The sequence below is a fragment of the Flavobacterium sp. PLA-DH12 genome (assembly GCF_059511845.1).
In genome coordinates, this window is record NZ_JCAMPD010000010.1 from 140,427 (window position 1) to 160,408 (window position 19,982).

At 34.9% G+C, this 19,982-nt stretch carries 11 protein-coding genes; 4 read left to right on the forward strand and 7 right to left on the reverse strand.

Features of this window, described 5'->3' with window-relative positions; translation table 11 throughout:
* Positions 1–155: 155 nt before the first annotated feature.
* The 6 genes from AC5ZCW_RS18610 to AC5ZCW_RS18635 form a co-directional block, all read right to left on the reverse strand.
* Positions 156–2,312: a S9 family peptidase gene (locus tag AC5ZCW_RS18610; RefSeq protein WP_496121195.1), complete on the reverse strand. Its 2,157-nt coding sequence runs from the start codon at positions 2,310–2,312 to the stop codon at positions 156–158.
* Position 2,313: 1 nt separating this feature from the next.
* On the reverse strand, positions 2,314–3,612 hold the full coding sequence (locus AC5ZCW_RS18615) for an aminopeptidase P N-terminal domain-containing protein (RefSeq protein ID WP_496121196.1): 1,299 nt from the start codon (positions 3,610–3,612) through the stop codon (positions 2,314–2,316).
* A gap of 3 nt (positions 3,613–3,615) precedes the next feature.
* Complete coding sequence (locus AC5ZCW_RS18620) at positions 3,616–4,851, reverse strand: NAD(P)/FAD-dependent oxidoreductase (protein ID WP_496121198.1); 1,236 nt, start codon at positions 4,849–4,851, stop codon at positions 3,616–3,618.
* Between the two features lie 447 nt (positions 4,852–5,298).
* Positions 5,299–6,309: a 4-hydroxyproline epimerase gene (locus AC5ZCW_RS18625; RefSeq protein ID WP_496121199.1), complete on the reverse strand. Its 1,011-nt coding sequence runs from the start codon at positions 6,307–6,309 to the stop codon at positions 5,299–5,301.
* A gap of 1 nt (position 6,310) precedes the next feature.
* Positions 6,311–7,894, reverse strand: coding sequence for an aldehyde dehydrogenase (NADP(+)) (locus tag AC5ZCW_RS18630; protein WP_496121200.1), 1,584 nt, complete (start codon positions 7,892–7,894; stop codon positions 6,311–6,313).
* A gap of 197 nt (positions 7,895–8,091) precedes the next feature.
* Positions 8,092–9,006 (reverse strand): dihydrodipicolinate synthase family protein, encoded by a 915-nt coding sequence (locus AC5ZCW_RS18635; protein ID WP_281632828.1) that lies wholly within the window; start codon positions 9,004–9,006, stop codon positions 8,092–8,094.
* 179 nt (positions 9,007–9,185) lie between these two features.
* Here AC5ZCW_RS18635 and AC5ZCW_RS18640 point away from each other — a divergent pair, with 179 nt between their 5' ends.
* Complete coding sequence (locus AC5ZCW_RS18640) at positions 9,186–10,031, forward strand: AraC family transcriptional regulator (protein ID WP_343544697.1); 846 nt, start codon at positions 9,186–9,188, stop codon at positions 10,029–10,031.
* Positions 10,032–10,372: 341 nt separating this feature from the next.
* Here AC5ZCW_RS18640 and AC5ZCW_RS18645 read toward each other — a convergent pair whose 3' ends face one another.
* Positions 10,373–12,577, reverse strand: coding sequence for an alpha-galactosidase (locus tag AC5ZCW_RS18645; RefSeq protein ID WP_496121201.1), 2,205 nt, complete (start codon positions 12,575–12,577; stop codon positions 10,373–10,375).
* Positions 12,578–13,505: 928 nt separating this feature from the next.
* On the opposite strand from AC5ZCW_RS18645, the gene AC5ZCW_RS18650 reads away from it, so the two are divergent.
* The 3 genes from AC5ZCW_RS18650 (at position 13,506) to AC5ZCW_RS18660 (ending at position 19,950) form a co-directional block, all read left to right on the forward strand.
* A complete protein-coding gene (locus AC5ZCW_RS18650) occupies positions 13,506–16,709 on the forward strand; it encodes a SusC/RagA family TonB-linked outer membrane protein (RefSeq protein ID WP_496121202.1) in 3,204 nt (1,067 codons plus the stop codon).
* Positions 16,710–16,729: 20 nt separating this feature from the next.
* Positions 16,730–18,430 carry a RagB/SusD family nutrient uptake outer membrane protein gene (locus tag AC5ZCW_RS18655; protein ID WP_496121204.1) on the forward strand — a complete coding sequence of 567 codons (1,701 nt, stop codon included), beginning with the start codon at positions 16,730–16,732 and terminating at the stop codon, positions 18,428–18,430.
* Between the two features lie 86 nt (positions 18,431–18,516).
* Positions 18,517–19,950 carry a hypothetical protein gene (locus tag AC5ZCW_RS18660; RefSeq protein WP_496121206.1) on the forward strand — a complete coding sequence of 478 codons (1,434 nt, stop codon included), beginning with the start codon at positions 18,517–18,519 and terminating at the stop codon, positions 19,948–19,950.
* Positions 19,951–19,982 lie beyond the last annotated feature (32 nt).

The following is a 19,982-nucleotide window of genomic DNA, read 5'->3' on the forward strand; positions in this document are numbered from 1 at the left end:
ATATCAATTTCGTAATTACACATTTACTATATTACCATTTAGAAAAAATTTCAAAATCAAATACTTAACTCAAAACCGAAAGAAATAAATCCATAAAAAAAGGAGAATTTCAATTTGATGAAATTCTCCTCTCTTTTTATGATATGTAGTTTTTTTTATTTTGCTCCTGGCGGGCAATTTTTTTCAATAAATCTGATAAAAGTATCTGTCAGATGTTTTTCTGTTCCTTCTCCTTCATCAATACTATGAGATCGATTTGGATATATCATTAAATCAAACATTTTATCGTATTTGATCAATTCATTAATTAAAACTTCTGCGTTTTTATAATGCACATTATCATCGCCTGTTCCGTGAATATACAATAAATTTCCTTTCAGATTTTTAGCATGCGTTACAGGAGAAGCTTGAATATATGCTGCCTGATTTTCATCTGGCAATCCCATATAACGCTCTGTATAAATATTATCATAAAAATGCTGATCTGTTACTGCCGCAATGGCAACGCCTGTTTTGTAAATCTCTGGATACTGAAACATTAGATTTAAAGTTACAGCACCTCCACCGCTCCAGCCATGAATTGCTACACGGTCAGAATCAATGAAGTTCCATTTTAAAACTTCTTTGGCCGCCATTGCTTGATCACGCGTATTAATAATTCCGATATTTTTATAAATTGATTTTCTCCATTGCGTTCCTTTCATCGCTGGAGTTCCTCTATTATCCATCGCAATTCCGATATATCCTTTTGGTATCAACTCACTTATGAATCCATTAAAATATGGACTATCATTAGCCACTGTAGCCATTGGTTCTCCATATACATAAAAGAAAACAGGATATTTTTTTGAGGGATCAAAGTCTAACGGTTTTGCCATTACTCCATCAATTTCAACTCCATCTGCTGTTTTCACTTTAAACTTCTCCATCGAATAATCTCGATTTGGAGCCGCAAAAACATCTGCTTCTTTTGGATAAATCTTTTGATGCCCCGACAAAGCAATCAATCTCTGGTTGTAGTCTCTTGAAATGCTAAAATTGGTGTGTCTTGCATAAGCTGCATCTGTAGAAAAAACATATCGGTTTGTACCATCAAAAATTGCTGGAGTTATTCTTTTTGTCTTTTTCGAACTTAAATTCGTTTCATACAAATAACGCTGAGTAGCATCTTCTGGACTTGCTATAAAATATATCGTTTTTGTTTTTTCGTTATAGGCTTTAAAATAAGCATCAAAATTAGTTTTAGTGATTAACTCTTTCGATTTTCCATCAAGGCTTATTTTGTAAACATGCATCCATCCATCTGCGTCAGAGCTCCATAAAAAAGCTTTTCCGTTGTCTACAAACTGGCAAGGAAAAACATCATATTCACCAGCAGAAGTGTCAAACACATCTATCCATGCAGCTGATTCTTCTTTATAAATCACTCTCGCCGCACCAGATTTTGCATTACAATCGTACATCGTAACCTGATTCTGGTTTCTATTTAGCTGAACGACCATAATAGACTCATTGCTCAGCCATTTCATTCGAACTAAATAATTATTATCTGGTTCACCTGGAATATCTAACCAATTGGTTTGAAGAGAATCAATATTTACTACTCCGATTTTTACAGAAGAAGGTTTATCTCCTGCTTTTGGATATTCTACTGGAATGATTGTCGGATACAACGAATCTGTATTATTAATCATGAAATGGAATTTGGTAGAAGTTGCATCTACTCTCCAAAAAGCAATACTTTTTCCGTCTGGACTCCATCTGAATCCGTCACGCGCAGCTAGCTCTTCTTCATAAACCCAATCAAAAGTCCCGTTAATAATTTTATCTGTACCGTCAGTTGTTACTGGTGTGATTTTTCCAGAAATTAGATTTTCAACATATATGTTGTGTTTTGAAACATAGGCAACATTTTCATTATCGCTAGAAAATTTAGCAAACATTAAGGATGATGCGTCCAAGTTTTTGCCCAATTGTTTTCCTTTTCCTGTAGCCAAATCAAAATACCAGTAATCACCTCTCGTATTGTCTCTCCAAACTTTCTTTGAATTAGTATAAACTAAAACTTTTGTTTTTGAATCGTTCCAAACCAACTGCTCAATTTCGCTAGTAAATCCAGCAGCTCCTAATTGCGCTTTCGATAAAATAGTGTTTTGTTTATCTAGCTTATCAACATCATAAATGACTACATTACTGTCTTGATTCACCCAAAAAGAATGAGAATTTGGCAACCAATTTAGATTGTTAATATCAATCTTCTGCGCAAAAACAGAGGTGCATACGAACAGAAGAAACAACAAATACTTTTTCATCTTACTTTTTATTTTTAATTAAATTTTCAATTTCGGCGATTTCTATTGGCATGGCTTCACTCAGATTGATATTTCCATTTTCTGTTATCAGATAATCATTTTCCAAACGGCATCCTATTCCTTCTTCTCTAATATAAATTCCAGGTTCACAAGTAAGCACCATTCCTTTTTCAAAAGGTCTTGAATACAAACCAACATCATGAACATCAAGTCCTAAATGATGTGCAGTTCCATGCATGAAATATTTCTTGTAAGCAGGTTTTTCTGGATCTTGAGATTTAATTTCTTCCTCTGTAATAAGTCCCAGTTTCACCAATTCAGTTTCAATTAATTTTGCCATTTGAAGTTCATAATCTTTAGATAAAACTCCAGGCTTCAATAATTTTGAACCTTCTTTCAAACAATGCAAAACAGATTCGTAAACCTCTTTTTGTCTCGGACTAAAAGTTCCGTTAACCGGAATACATCTTGTGGTATCAGAATTATAGTTGGCATAACAGCTTCCAAAATCAACAAGAACCATTTCATTCTCTCTGCAAATATCATCGTTGGTGTTATAGTGCAACGAACAGGCATTAACTCCAGATGCCACAATTGATCTAAATGCCTGTCTCGTTCCTCCGTTTTTTACGGTGGCGTACAACAATTCGGCTTCTAATTCATATTCGTTTATATTAGGACGAATTACTTCTAAAATTCTATGAAAACCTTCAACGCTAAGTGCTGTAGCTTTTTTTATTAAATCAACTTCCTCGTTCGATTTAATTGGACGCAATTCGCGAGTTATTTTTGCCACACGATCATATTGATGCAATTGATATTTTTCTTTGCACCATTTTATCATTCGATCTTGTCTGGTTTCAATTTCGGCAGTTACTCTTTTGATATGCTCATTATGACCTAAGTAAATAATGTCAGCTTCAAAAGCAAAAAGCTGCAAAGTCTTTTCAAATTCGTGAAGCCATTTGATATTCTGGATTCCGGAAACAGCTGTTGCTTGTTCTTTAGTCAAAAAATTACCATCCCAAAGAAGCGTATGTTCATTTGCTTCTTTTACAAAAAGTATAACTCTGTTTTCTTCTTTAAAAGCATCAGGATAAAGCACCAAAATGGTTTCATCCTGATCAATTCCAGACAAGTAAAATAAATCATTGTTTTGTGAAAACCCCATAACATCATCTGCGTTATTAGGCATTACGTCGTTTGAAGTCAAAATAGCCAAACTATTTGGCAGCATTTTTTCGGTAAATCTTTTTCGGTTTTCAATAAACAAAGAAACCGGAATCGCATTGTATCTCATATTTTATATTTGGAATCTGTCAATAGCTACAGAAGTCGGTTTGCCAGAAATAATTTCTGTTATAATTTTCCCTGTTGCCGGTGCGAGACTTAATCCCATCATGGCATGTCCTGTTGCTAAGGTCAAATTTACAACTTTTTTGTCTCTAGTAATAATAGGCATTCCTGATGGCGTACATGGTCTAAAGCCAAACCAAGTATCTTCTGTTTTTGGCATTTCTACTTTCATATCAGGATAGAAATCATTAATGCTGTTTATAATTCCCTGAAGTCGGTTTGCATTTATTTTGTTGTCTTTGGCGTGTGTTATTTCCATAGTTCCTCCAAATCTAATATCATTTGCCATTGGAGTTACGGCTACTTTTCCTTCACATAAAATAGATGGAATACTAGGTTTTTGGGATTTATCTTTTAATGTAAAACTGTATCCTTTTCCAGGTAAAATAGAAATTGAGATATTTAATTTTTTAGCCAAAAAAGGGCTCCAAGATCCTGATGCCAAGACCACTTCATCAGTTCTAAAAAGTCCTTTATCAGTAACAATTTTTTCAATTTTATTTCCTTCTAAAACAAAATCTCTCACGCTGGTTTGAGAATGGATTTCAACTTTTAAACGAGCCAATTCTTCCTTTATGAAAGACATAAATTTTTGCGGATATAAATGGGCGTCACTTTTATAATGAACTCCTCCAATTACATTGGTATTAGTTCCTTTTTCTAAAAGTGCAACTTCTGCTTTTGACAGATAATCTACTTCAAGTCCCAAACGTTCTGCTTCTTTTCCTTCGTGATGCATTTCTTCTCCTACTTTATCACTTTTATAAAGCATTAAAAGTCCTTTTTCTTCATAGAAGAAAGAATTATTCTCTTTGGCAAAATCTTGATATAATTCTTTACTTAATAAAGAAAGATCTCGTAAAGCAGGCATTGCATTTTCTACATGGCGCAAATTGGCATGTTTATAAAACTGCATTCCCCAGTTTATCAAATCTTTACTTAAACGTGGTTTTACATAAAACGGACTACGGCTGTCAAACATCCATTTTATTCCTTGAGCAATCATACCGGGTTGTGCCAGCGGAATAATGTGAGATGGTACAATCATTCCTGCGTTTCCGTACGAACAGCCATTGTTCATATCCGATTCATCAAATACGCTCACCTCGTAACCTTCCTTTGCAAGATAATAGGCAGAACATAAGCCAATAATTCCACCGCCAATAACAGCAACTTTTTTCATAAATTTTATTTCGTTAAGAGTTCTTTGAACTGCTAATTATATTTTAAAACTATTGGATCAAATTATATGTTTCATTGAGTTAAAATCAATTGCATTCGTCTTTACTTAGATTTTTTTTGCATCCATTTTTAAACATAGCCCGTGGTTTCAACCACGGGTATGTAATCAAAAAACAATCTATATGTACCCGTGGTTGAAACCACGGGCTATATCTGAATATTATTATTTAATTCTCAGCTCCAATCTGAATGCAAAAATCTCTTAATTTAACGACGATAGAGATAATCAAAATTGTAAAAGATGGGTTTAGCTTCAACAACAACCATGTTAATTTGGCTAAAGCCCATCCTATTTACAATTTCTAAGATCCCTTAGTTAAAACTAGAGACTATTCAAAAAACAATAATTTAATTTAACCAACAGCTTAATTATATTATAAACTGATTTTTAAATAACCTGAAATCCAAATGCGTATGGATCGTCGCTTTCATCAATTATAATATTATTGTATCCGTACACTTTTGCCCAGCCTTGTATGCTTGGAACAATAGCTGGAATATCTCCAATAGAAGTTTCTTCTACGACTTTACCAATAAACTTACTTCCAATATAACTTTCGTGAATAAACTCTTCTCCTTTTTTCAATTTCCCTTTAGCATGCAATTGTGCCATTCTAGCCGATGTTCCAGTTCCGCATGGCGAACGATCGATTGCTTTATCGCCATAGAAAACTGCATTTCTGCCAGATGAAGTGGCATCTATAGGCGATCCTGTCCACAACATATGGGTTACATCTCTAATGGTATTATTTTCAGGATGAATAAAATAATCTGGATATTTTTCATTAATCTTATTGCGTACTTCTTGACTGTATTGAATAATTTTACTTGCTGTAAAATCTTGAACACCTGAAAAATTCTTTTGCGGATCTACAATGGCGTAATAATTTCCTCCGTAAGCCACATCAAAAACAATTTCGCCCAATTCTGGACAATCAATAGTAAGACCTTCTGCAGCTAGATAAGATTTAACGTTGGTCAGACGTACCCAATCTACTTTTTTGCCTGTTTGCTGATATTCGATGTGCACTAAACCTGCAGGCGCTTCCATTTTAATAATTCCAGGAACTTTTGGAGTCACCAAACCTTCTTCGACAGCAATTGTAATAGTTCCAATTGTTCCGTGTCCGCACATTGGCAGACATCCAGAAGTTTCTATAAACAGAATTCCAAAATCATTCTCAGGATTACTTGGCGGATACAATATACTGCCACTCATCATGTCATGTCCTCTCGGTTCAAACATTAAGCCTTTACGAATCCAGTCATATTCTTTTAAGAAATGCTGCCGTTTTTCGCTCATCGAATTACCTTGTAGATTTGGTCCGCCACCAGCAACAACCCGAACCGGATTCCCGCACGTATGAGCATCTACGCAAAAAAAAGTTTTCTTTACCATTTTATATTTGAGATAGTGTTAGTTTATTATTTACTGTACGAACAATTTGCAACGGATTCTCATTTTGTAATTCAGCTGGCAGTAAATGGTCTGGCCAATTCTGAAAACTTACTGGACGGACCCATCTGTAAACTGCGTCTATTCCAACTGCTGTGTAACGTGAATCTGAAGATGCAGGATAAGGTCCGCCATGAAGCATAGAAGCACAAACTTCTACTCCTGTAGGGACACCATTATATATTAAGCGACCTACACGATTCTGTAAAGCGCCAATTATTTCTTTGTGGGTGTCAATTTCGTTCTCTTCACTTATAATTGTACCTGTTAGCTGTCCTTCCAACTTCGAAATTACTTCTATTAATTCAGTTTCATTTTCGCATTCAATTAAAATTGAAAAAGGACCAAAAACTTCATTATGTAATGCTGCATTCTTTAAAAATTCTTTCCCATCAACTTTCAAAACAGTTGAAGCACCGTGATTTGGTGTTGTCTCACCTTTAAACTGAGCTATTCTTGAAACTCCATTTTGTTCTTCTATTTTTGCAATTCCGTTATTAAAATCAGCATAAATAGAAGGATGAAGCATGCAGCCTGGCGTAATTTTTTCGATTGCTTGATCTAGATTTTCTGTAAACTCATTTAATTCTTCTCCTTTTAAAGCTAGCAATAAACCAGGATTCGTGCAAAATTGCCCAGCTCCTAAAGTGATAGAACCTGCATAGGCTGTCGCCCATTTTTGGCTGTTTTTTTTCAATGCGTTTGGTAAAAGTACTACTGGATTTATGCTTCCCATTTCGGCAAATACTGGAATTGGCTCTGGACGCTGTGCAGCTAAATCGCACAGAGCACGTCCGCCTTTAATGCTTCCCGTAAAACCTACTCCTTTTACCAATGGATGTTTTACCAAACTTGTTCCAAGCGTTCTTCCGTCACCAATAAGGTTAGAAAAAACACCTTCTGGCATATTGGTTTTCTGAGCTGCTTTAATAATTGCAGAAGCAACCATTTCACCCGTTCCTATATGCATAGAATGGCTTTTTACAATAACAGGACAACCTGCAGCCAAAGCCGAAGCCGTATCTCCTCCGCTTGTAGAGAATGCAAAAGGAAAATTACTTGATCCAAAAACCACAATTGGTCCTAAAGGCACTAACATTTTGCGTAAGTCTTCTTTTGGCGCAGGCTGTCTGTCGGTTATTGCAGTATCTATTGTGGCTTGTACCCAGCTTCCTTCTGTAAGCATATCGGCAAAAGCTTTCAATTGTCCGATTGTTCTTCCTCGTTCTCCTTCTGCTCTGCCTCTCGGATAACCCGATTCGGTGCAGTACTGAACTAAAAGATCGTCTCCTAATGCTAAAATTTCATCAGCAATAGCGTTCAAAAATTTAGCTTTTTCTATACCCGAATAATTTTTATAACTCGCAAATGCTTGATTGGCTAACGCAACTGCTTCCTCAATTTCATCTTGAGTTGCCTCAGTAAAAACCCATGGATTTTCTGTATTCAATAGCGGATTAAACGTTTTTAGTATTTTTGTTCCACCTGCCTTTAGCTGGCTTCCTATATAATTTTTTCCTGTAATCATGTTTTTTTTCTTATAAATGAATTAAGAGCAATTTTAGTTTTCAGCTACGGTTTTAGTCTCAAGTTTCAGTCGCAGCCCCAGTAAACACAGCTACCGAAAACCCTGACTGTAAATGGAAACTGAAAAACTGAGACTGCGACTGAAAGCTGAGAACCGAGACTGAAAACTAAAAAGCTAAGCCAATCTTTAATATGCTACTATAAATTTTTATAGTCTGGTAAAGTTGGTCTAGTACGTAGTCCTTCAGCAATAATTGCCAAAACTCTTTCTCTTTCTGCTCCTTGCAATGGCAATCTTGGCGCACGAACATATTCTGAACCAATTCCTGTTGCAACTTCTGCTAATTTGATATTCTGAACCAAAAATGCATTAATATCCAATTCTAATAAAGGCAAGAACCATCTGTAGATTTTCAAAGCTTCATCAAATCTTCCCGCTTTTGCTAATTTATAAATTGCCACTGTTTCTTCAGGAAAAGCACAAACCAATCCAGAAACCCATCCGTCAGAACCCATAAATAGACTTTCTAATGCTAGCGTATCAACTCCTGATAATATTTTTAAACGATCTCCAAAACGGTTGATCATTCTAGTAACATTAGAAATATCTCTAGTTGATTCTTTTACTGCCTGAATGTTGTCATATTTTAATAACTCTTCAAACATATCTAATGTCACTTCAATTTTATAGTCAATCGGATTGTTGTAAACCATAATAGGAAGTGAAGTATTTTTTGCCACTTCACTATAGAAAGTAACCGTTTCAAAATCAGATGCTTTGTAACGCATTGGAGGAAGCATCATTAATCCTTTTGCTCCATCTTGTTCAGCTTTATTGGCAGCTAAAATTGCATTTTTTGTAGACTGCTCTGCAATGTTCATAATTACAGGCACTTTATTTTCTGTTAGTGCAACAGTATGTTTTACTAATTCTCTTTTTTCTTCTTCTAAAAGTGTGCTGGCTTCACCTAAAGTGCCTCCTAAAATAATTCCTGAAACTCCAGCATTTAATTGTGCCTTCATATTAACTTCAAACATATTGAAGTCTAATTTGTCATCTGCAGTAAACTTTGTAGTTACCGCTGGCATAACGCCATTCCATTGAATACTCATAATTTTAATTTTTTATTAAGGCCAAAATTATCTAGAAACAATAGAGCGCACCCTTTAAAAATTACCACAAAACGATACTATATTACCCTCTATAGGACCAAAACTTAAAAAACAGAACATTATAGCATCATTTTTTTATTCAAATGCAATATATTTGATTATAACTAACTAACCACTATATGAAAGTTTTCCCATTCAAAATTCCAAAATCTGGAGAAGATCCCCTTATATATCAAGAAGATATCGAAGTTTCATTTTATGATAAATTGCATCAGCATGAAGAAATTCAAATTAGTTTTATAGAAAAAGGAGAAGGAGCCGTTTTTGCCGGCGATACTATTTCGCAATACCGTGAAGGTGATATATTAGTAATTGGAAGCAATTTGCCACATGTGTTTAGAAGCGATGTTCAGGAAAATGTGATTTCTGTAATGCGTACTTTATTTTTCACCTTCAATTCGTTCGGAAAAGATTTTTTTGAATTGTCAACTTTTAGAAATATCCATCCTATTTTAGAAAGCAGTAAAAACGGATTTATAATCCATAACGCACCAAAAAAGGTTGTCAAATATTTCAAGAAGCTAAAAAAAGCCGATAGCTATACTCGTTTTATATTATTTCTAGATATTCTAAAATGGCTATCTACATCAGACACGACTCCACTATCTAATTATTTGTATCAAAAGAAAATTACGGATAACGAAGGGAAAAGAATGCAGATTGTATTTGAATATGTAATGACCAATTTTCATAAAAACATCACACTTGATGAAATTGCTTCTATTGCGAGTATGACAAAAAATGCCTTTTGCCGGTATTTTAAGGTCCGGACCAACAAGTCATTTTTTCAATTTCTAATTGAAGTACGAATTGAGAGAGCCGCAAAGTTATTATCTAATAATGAAGAACTCTCTGTTTTGGAAATTGCCGAATTATGCGGGTTCAATAATATTTCCAATTTTAACCGAAAGTTTAAGGAATTAAAACAGCTTTCGCCTTTGCAATATAGAAAACTGAACTTGTAATTCATAAGCACAAATGTTTCGCACAGATTTATAATGATTAAAACAGATGTAGAAAAATCTCCACAATCTGCTAAATCTGCGGGAGATAAATGCTCGCAAAGTTGCCAAACCGCAAAGTTTTTTAGCCACAGATTATTTAGATTAAAAGGATTTTAAAATCTGTGAAAGAAAAAAAACGTAGAGATGCACTGCATTGCGTCTAATATATTGCGGATATACTTTGTGTAGACGCACTGCTGTGCGTCTCTACAGATATTCCTTTGGGCTAAAAATAAATCAGCTGTTTAATCTCGTTGTTTTAAACGATATTAAACAGCTGTTTTATTGTATAGAATAACTTTTTATTTCCCAGATACTGCTGTAATTTCAAGCACTACACTCGATTCAACTTTTGAAGAAGAAACTCTTAATCCGACATTCATTAAATAATCTCCTGTAAAAGATGCTCCAGATTCTTGCAGCGTATTCTTTGCTTCAGGCATTAAATTAATTTCTTCTACTTTATACGTTTTATTGGCGTCTAAACCTTGAAAACGAACCAAATTATATTGCGGATCGTAAAGCGGATGAAGCGTATACGAAAATAAAACAGCTTTGTTTTTTGATTCGTCAACATACATTAATACAGCGCGACTGTCTTCATAAGGAGAAACAATTCGGTACATATCGCCATGCCATATTACAGGGCTTAATCTTTTATAATTGGCAACTGCATCCTGAGTATATTTTAATTCTTTTTCTTTCAGTTCCTTTACATTAATATCAAAACCTAATTTACCCATCATAGCAACGTCTGTTTTGAATTTAATAGACTGATTTCCCCATGATGTTACGTGATTACAAATCGTAAAAGCTGGAAAAAACTGCGAATACCCCCACTGAATAAATACTCTATTGTAAGGATCGGTATTATCACTAGCCCAAAATTCTGTGAAATATTTTAAGAATGCATAATCTGTTCTTCCTCCGCCTCCTGCGCAAAGCATCATTGGTAAATGCGGATATTTTGTTTTAATCCTTTCTAAAACTTTATATAAACCTCTAGTATATTCAATAAATAAGTGAGATTGCTGATTCTTTAAATAAGTAGAATACGCATTAGTCATCATTCGGTTGCAATCCCATTTAAAAAATGCCACCCCGCCGTTTGTCTGCATAATATCATCTACCGTTTTAAACACAAAATCCTGCACTTTAGGATTCGATAAATCCAAAACCAATTGTGTTCTGTAATAACTCTCCTCTCTATTTGGCAATTTTAAAACCCAATCTGGATGCTTTTCATACAATTCGCTTTTCGGATTAACCATTTCGGGTTCAATCCAAATTCCGAATTTCACTCCAGTTTTCTCTGCCTGCTGCATTAAAAAACCAAGACCATTTGGCAGTTTTGTTTTTGTTGCCTGCCAATCTCCCAAACCAGATTTATCACCGCTTCTCGGGTATTTATTTCCAAACCATCCGTCGTCTAATAAAAACATATCGACACCCAATGTTTTAGAGTCTTCAAACATTTCTGTCAGTTTCTTTTCATCGAAATTAAAAAAGGTAGTTTCCCAATTGTTCAGTAAAGTCAAACGAGGTTTGTCGCCATCTTTCACACCATAGTTTTTTGCCCAAGAATGTAAATTCCTGCTCGCCAGCCCTTTTCCTTTGTTTGAAAAAGTATAAATAAAAGAAGGAGTCGTAAAAACTTCGTCAGGCTGAAGACTGTATTCTGAAGCAAACGGATTAATTCCAGAACTAATTCTTAACGAATTTTTATTGTCAAGCTCAAAAGTAAATTTAAAATTTCCCGACCAAGCGATTGTTCCCGCAACAAGCTCGCCACTATCTTCTTTGGCTTTGTCGTTTAATGCTAAAAAGAAAACTGGCGTCTGGTACATATTAGTTCGTACTCCCAATTTAGAATCAATTACTTTGGCTCCCCTGGTTAATTCGCTTTCTTGCATTCTAACTTCTTTAGCCCAATCGCCATGAAACTGACTCAGCCAATATTTATCCGCATCAAAATGCAGCATAGACGAAGCATAGTTGTACAACGTTATTGGTTTCTTTTCGCGGTGTACAATTTCAGTCCATTGCTCAATAACATTCTCTTTATAGAAAGCTTTATAATGTAAAGTCACTTCTACAGGATAAACTGGATCTTTCATTTTTATACTAGTTTCAGTAGTATTGCCATCTATTTTTGCTGTCTGATGGCTTACGTACACTAACTCCAAAGCAGGGTTTCCGTCATTATGTGTCATACGGATAGCCGATTCAAATAAATTATCGGTTCCGTAAGTTGGATACACTTGATGTCTTAAATTAAGCAACGGATTTCCGTCGTTTATAACAAATGTTCTTTCTGTTTCTTTAGAAAGTACATTATATGCCGAAACTTCCAGTTTTGCTCCTAAATAAGATTGATAAAGCAATCCGTTTTTTGCCACTTTTAAGATTAATGCCGTATTCTGGGTTTCAATAGCGATGGGATCATTTTGTGCATTAGCCTTCCAAAAGAGAGTGGTCAGAACTAATAGAAATAGTGCTTTTTTCATAAAAATTTTAATTAACAATAGTGAATATTCGTTTTTGAAGATTTCTAAAAAGAAGCCAAAAACAATCTTTTTCAGATTATAATTGAAATTCTATCGAAACTCCGTACATCACATTTATCAATCAAACCACGAGAAAAAATTCATTTAATTATACCTATAGAGGAACATAGTTGGTATAATTCATAATAAAAATGGTTTTGAGCTCTGGTAGACCATTTTTAAATTATGAAGAAATGAAGTCCAAAAATAGCAAAATATAATTAAATCCAATTATTGCGTCTTACTGCGTTGCTTTTTCAATATTAAAAGCAAAATATTTCAAAAATAGACTTTTGATAATTTTTATACACTTTTTTATCGATTATGATATTTTATTACCTAAAAAAGGTTCTTAATCGTAAAACAGGACAAAACATTTACAAGCTTAGTCCTACATATTAGCTTAAAATTACCGACTGGTATGGTTAAAAAAATAAAACTATTTAAAAAATTCAAAATTATTCCAAAAAGAAAATTCTGATACTATATTAACCACTTTTAAAAATTAAAACCATCATTCTATCACACCCATTCATTCCTCTTATTCAAAAAAAAGAATCCGCAAATAAACAAGAGTAAAATAATCTGCAAAAAACAAGAATATATAGCTATTTATTCAAATAACCTTGATTTGTATTTTATGCATATATTACCCACTTTACTTTTAATATTATCGTAAATAAATCGTGTTTTTTACAAATATCGCAAAAAACTGGTAGGCACTGGTATGTGTTGACTTAGAAACATTTATACATTTGGATTGCACATTTATCTCTTTTTTCACAAACAATCTGCAGGAGCTCAAGGCATTTTGTTTCTCCAAAATGAAAAATAGATAAAAAACGGACTATGAGAGAATAAAGTACTAACCAACAAAAACCAACAAAACATGATTTTATTAACCAAACAAAAACCAACAAAAGATTGGCTCTCTTCTGAAAAATGGAAGATAACCAAACTAACATCAGGAGCCTTACTGGCCCTTACTTTACAAACTTCTTTTGCAGCAGAGTTAAAAGAGAGTAAATTCTCTAACAAACTGACTACTAATTTAGCTCTGACAAACAGCAAAAGCACATCTTTTGCCATAGAAAAACTAATAAAGGGAAAAGTAACTGGCTCACAAGGAGAACCGCTTCCTGGTGTAAACATTCTGGTAAAAGGAACAAAAATTACAGCTGTAACAGACTTTGACGGTAATTTTACTATCGAAGTTCCAGACTCCAACAGCATTCTTGTTTTTTCTTATACTGGATTTTTAACAAAAGAAGTTCGTGCAGACGACGCAGTAAGCATTCAGCTTGTAGAGCAGAATCAAACCTTAAATGAAGTTGTTGTCGTTGGGTATGGAACGCAGAAAAAAGCTTCTACAACGGGAGCAATTGCATCAATTAAAGGAGGTGTTTTAACTCAAAATGCATCTGCAAACGTATCTAACGGAATTGCCGGACGCATGTCTGGAGTAATTGCCAGTAACCGTTCTGGAAGGCCTGGTGATGACAGCTCTACTCTTTTAATTAGAGGTTTTAACTCTTTTGGAGGAGGGACAAGTCCGCTTGTAGTTGTGGATGGAATTCCCGATCGTGATTTGAACAGGATAAACCCTGATGATATTGAATCTGTAACAGTTCTAAAAGATGCATCGGCAGCTATTTATGGAGTTCGTTCTGCAAATGGGGTTATTCTGGTAACTACCAAAAGAGGAAAAGTTGGTGCTCCAACAATCAAAGTTGACGGATCTTATGGTATTCAGCAGTTAACCAGAATGGGTGAAAGAGTTAATTCGTGGGAATACATGACGTATTATAACGAACTGAATGCTCATAAAGGGACAACGCTTCCTTATACTCAGGCAGAAATTGACAAATACAAAGCTGGAAATGATCCAAATTACACCAGTACAGACTGGATGAAGCAGGTTTATAGAAAAGATGCTCCACAAGCTAACCTTTCACTTTCTGTAAATGGCGGTAATGAACAGGTTAAATATTTCTTTTCTGGACAATACTTAAATCAGGAAAGTAACCTTAGGTACAGTGACGAGAGATACAGACAGTTCAATTTAAGATCAAACATTGATGTTAATATCACTTCGAACTTTAAGGTAAACTTAGACATTGCTACTCGTAAAGAAGACAGAAACTACCCAGCAGTAAGCATTGGAAGTATCATGCACGAAACGGTTAGTATGTATCCTTTTATTCCTGCTTATTGGAAAAACGGCTCGCCATCATCGGGTATTACAAATGGTAGAAACCCAATTTTAATGTCTTCACCAGCGGCAGGTTATGATCACGTGGTAAACTTAATTGTAAATCCAAAAATTGGATTTGAATTAAAATTGCCAAGAATAACTGAGGGATTATCACTTAGCGGATATGCAGCATTTGACTATAATGTTCGCAGTGAAAAGAAATTCACAAAACCGTGGGATGCTTATTCTTACGACAAAACCAATGACAGTTATAATAACGTAAAAAACAGCACGAGCATAACAAGCGTTATGCAAGAAGAGCGAATTGCGAATCAAAATACATATTTCGCAAAACTTGCCTACGATCGTAAATTCAACAAACACGCGGTAAATGCTTTTGTTGGATATGAGCAGACTACAATGGACAAAACTCAAACGTATGCTTATAGAAGAGATTTATTGAGCGATCAATTGGATCAGATTTTTACTGGAAGCACTAAAGGACAAAATGCTACAGGTGGCGCATATCAAGACGGACGTGAAAGTTTCCTTGGAAGAGTTGCTTACAATTTTGACGATAAATATTTTGCAGAAGTTACTGCTCGCTATAATGGATCATTCAACTTCCCTTCTTCAACTCGTTGGGGTATGTTCCCTGCTATTAGTGCTGGTTGGAAAATCTCTGAAGAGCCTTTCTTCAAAAATAACATCAAATTAATTGACCAGCTTAAAATAAGAGCTTCTTGGGGAAGAATGGGGAATGACGATTTGAGAGAAACCATTAATGGTGTAGATTATCTTAACCAATATCTTTTCTTAACAAGATATCAGCTAACAACAGATCAGCAACTTTACAGCTATTTTGGATCAGATTATACGTTAAACAATAGTATTTATCTTTCTTCTACTCCGAACCCAAATATTACTTGGGAAATTCAAGATTCTAAAAACATCGGATTTGATTTTGGGTTCTTCGGCAATAAATTAACGGCAACTTTTGACTATTTCAGCAATAAAAGATCTGATATTTTAGCAGCGAGAAATGCTTCTGTGCCTTTGTACACAGGATTATCTCTTCCAAAAGAAAACATCGGAAAAACGGTAAACAGAGGAACTGACTGGTCTGTTAATTATGCAGATCATATCAATAGTTTTAAATATAGTGTTGGTTTTAACTTTACTTATGCACAAAGTGAAGTATTATTTCGCGATGAAGCAGCAAACATTCCGGCTTGGCAAAAATCAACTGGAAGAGCAATCGATTCTTGGCTAGTATACCAAACAAACGGAATTTACCGTACTCAGGCAGAAGTTGACGGTTCTCCTCATTTTGAAGGAGCAAAACCAGGTGATCTTTGGGTAAAAGATACTGACGGTGACGGAAACATCACTTCTAATGATAAAGTAAGAATTCCAGAATCTGCAACACCAAAAATTGCTTATGGTATTCCTATGAGAGCTGAATACAAAGGTTTTTCTATAGATATGCTTTGGACAGGACAGGCAAAAGCAAAACAAGTAATACTTCCACAAGCTCAAGGAGCTATTGTAGCGCCTCCAAGATGGTTGTACGACGACAGATACACAGCAGATAATCCAAATTCTAAATACCCTGTTGCATTCAATGATTCTGATCCGAGAAACAATATTGAAGCTGACTTTTGGCTAAAAGACGCATCATTCTTCAGATTAAAATCTTTAGAAGTTTCCTATACATTACCAGAAAAAGTCTTGTCTAGATTCGGAATATTAAATACGAGATTTTATGCTGGAGGAACTAATTTGTTTTCTATTGACCACATGAAACAATACAATTTAGACCCTGAAACAAACAGTAAAACGGGCGTAATTTATCCACAAACCCGTATCTACAGAATCGGTGTAAGCATTGAATTATAACAAGGTAAAAAGATCAAGACATGAAAAATTATAAAATCAATAAACTATTTAATATAAAAAAGAAAGCAGTAATTGCGGCGGCTCTTTTTATTGCTATTGCTGCGGTAACATCCTGTAGCGAAGATCCATTAGACAAAGCTCCTTTGGATTCTTACACTGATGAAAATGTATGGAACGACTTAAAACTTACAGAAGCTTTCGCTAATAACTTATATACGGTATTACCAAGCACTCAGCACAACTGGAACGACAAAACAAATCGAAGCTGGATCTTATCTACTGCATGTGATGAAGCCTTTAATAATTTTAACGATTATGATGTGTGGAATCTTAATTCTGGTGCTCTTACTCCAGACAACGCAGGAGATTTCAATACTTGGAAACCTACTTATGCTACTATTCAAAATTGCAATATCTTTTTGTCTCGAATTGATAATGTACCTGGAGATGAAGCTTGGAGAAACAGATTAAAAGGCGAAGTGCTTTTCTTAAGAGCTTATGCATACTTCAAATTAACTAGTGATTACGGTGGGGTTCCTCTTGTTACTAAACCTTTTGAGTTAAATAGTGATTTTAAAGTAGACCGCAGTTCTTATGATCAATGCGTTGACTTTATTGTGGGAGAATTGGACAAAGCTGCCGAATTACTTCCTCTAACAGCTACAGATCTTGGAAGAGTTACAAAAGGGGCTGCACTTGCTATCAAATCAAGAACATTGCTTTATGCCGCAAGTCCGCAATGGAATCCTTCTAATGATTTGGCAAAATGGAAAAAAGCATCAGACGCTGCAAAAGCGGTTATGGATTTAAATATATATTCGCTTTACGATAAAAAGTATGAAGATTTATTCACTACCAACAATTCAGAAGTTATCTTCTCTCGTTTGTCTAGTAAAGATCCGCAATGGAGCGCATTTAATGGTGTAGAAATGTTTAATTCTCCGAGTGGTTTTCACGGATGGGCCAATTTTGCGCCAAGCCAAAGCCATATTGATGCTTACGGAACAGCTGACGGAAAAGACATTACTGACCCAACATCTGGTTACGATCCTCAAAAACCGTATGTAAACAGAGATCCGCGTTTTTATAAAAATATTGTATACGACGGACGTGCTTACGGAAAACCTGAATTCTTTCAAGATCGTTATGATGCAGGAAGTTCAAATAAAGCTGAATTCTACGAAGGAGGTTTAGATTCTCCTCAAGGTTGGGATACTTGGAATGCTAGTAAAACTCGTTATACTTTCCGTAAATATTGCGATACAACGTACAATTACAATAATGAAACGCAAACTAATAAAGCTTGGATTATTTCTCGTTTAGGAGAAATATATCTGAACTATGCTGAATCAGAATTTAAATTGGGGCATGAAGGAACTGCAATTCAATACCTTAATTTATTAAGACAGCGCGCAGGAATAACAAATCCGTTAACTGGTTTAACAGGAACAGCTTTAGAGAATAAAATCCGCAACGAAAGACAAGTTGAATTATGTCTTGAAGGATTCCGCTACTATGACGTACGACGTTGGAAAATAGCCGAAGAAACTGAAAACAAACCATTAATGGGAGTAATTATTACTAAAAACAGTGACGGTTCTAAAACTTACACGTACTCCAAAGTTCAGGAAAGGATTTTCAAACCACAACATTATCTGCTTCCTATACCTAGAGATGAAATTAACAGAACAGGTTTACCCCAGAACCCTGGTTATAATTAACTATAACCAATTAAGCAAACCCATCTAGGGGGATGGGTTTGCTTTTAAAATGTATTCAAACCAAAATCCAAATCGAAAATAGCTCTATGAAAAATCACTTTTTAGTTTTACTGGCTCATTGCTGTTTCTTTTTGAATGCATTTAGTCAAGAAACCGTTACTTTCAAATCTTCAGATTCTGCACTTCAGCTTGCTTTTGAGCGTGCCAAAAATATGGCCTTGAGCTATAAAGGAAATTCTAATGATCCTGTTGGACCATGGTATGAAGCGGCTCTGCCTTCTAGATCTGCATTTTGCATGCGAGACGTATCGCATCAGAGCATTGGCGCAGAAATTCTTGGATTGAGTAACGAAAATAAAAATATGCTTTCGCTATTTGCTAAAAACATTTCAGAAAATAAAGACTGGTGCTCTTATTGGGAAATCAATAAATATGGAAAACCTGCTCCCGAAGATTACAGAAACGACAAAGAATTCTGGTACAATCTTAACAGCAATTTTGATATCATATTTGCTTGCTGGAGATTGTATTTATGGACTGGAGATGAAGGTTATATCAAAAATCCTGAGTTTGAGAATTTCTTCGAAAAATCTTCGACAGCATATATAAAACGCTGGAATCTCGAATCGGAATCATTATTGACAAGACCAGAATTTGTAAACTCTCCTGCTCCATTCAATATTAAAGACGATTTTCATAAATGTCGAGGACTGGCTTCCTATTCTGAAGGCATTCCTGGTCTAAAAATGGGGGTCGATCTGGTTGCAGCAATTTATCGTGGTTTGCTTACCTATTCTTCTATTTTAAAAGAAAAAGCGCAATTTGAAAAAGCAGCTTTCTTTGAGAAAAAAGCAATACAATATCAAGAGCAGATAGAACAAATCTGGTGGGATCAAAATGCTTCGGCTTATAATGTAATTTACACTGCTGACGGCAAATTCAGTAAAGATTTTGGCGAACTATTTTTATTATGGTTCGATGCTTTAACAAATGCAGACAGAACCGAAAAAACAATTAAGAACATTATTTCTGCAAAAAGCAATGTAGAAAATGCCTCTTATCTTCCTTTTCTATTGTATAAATATGGCTATGAAGATAAAGCCTACGAATACATTTTACACTTAACCGCCCCTGAAACCAAAAGAAGAGAATATCCAGAAGTTTCATACGGCGTAATTGAAGGCATCATTCATGGTTGTATGGGAATAGAGCCAGATGCATCAAAAAAAATAATAACAACAGTAAATCGAGGAAAAAAAGATAGCGTTTCTGAGGTCGACAATTTACCAGTGCTACAGACAACATTAGCTGTAAAACACAAAAACCAAACAACAACACTACACAACAAAGGCGAAAATTTTATAGAATGGAAAGCTATGTTTACTGGAAATTATAATTCTATTTTTATAAATGAAAAAAAAGCTGCCGTAATTCATGAAAAGGATAACAAGGGAAATCCCTACACTGCTATTACAATTCGTGTGAATCCTGGACAAAAAATAACGGCAGCTTGTCGCTAAAAAACAACTCATCCAGCGTACTACTAATACAT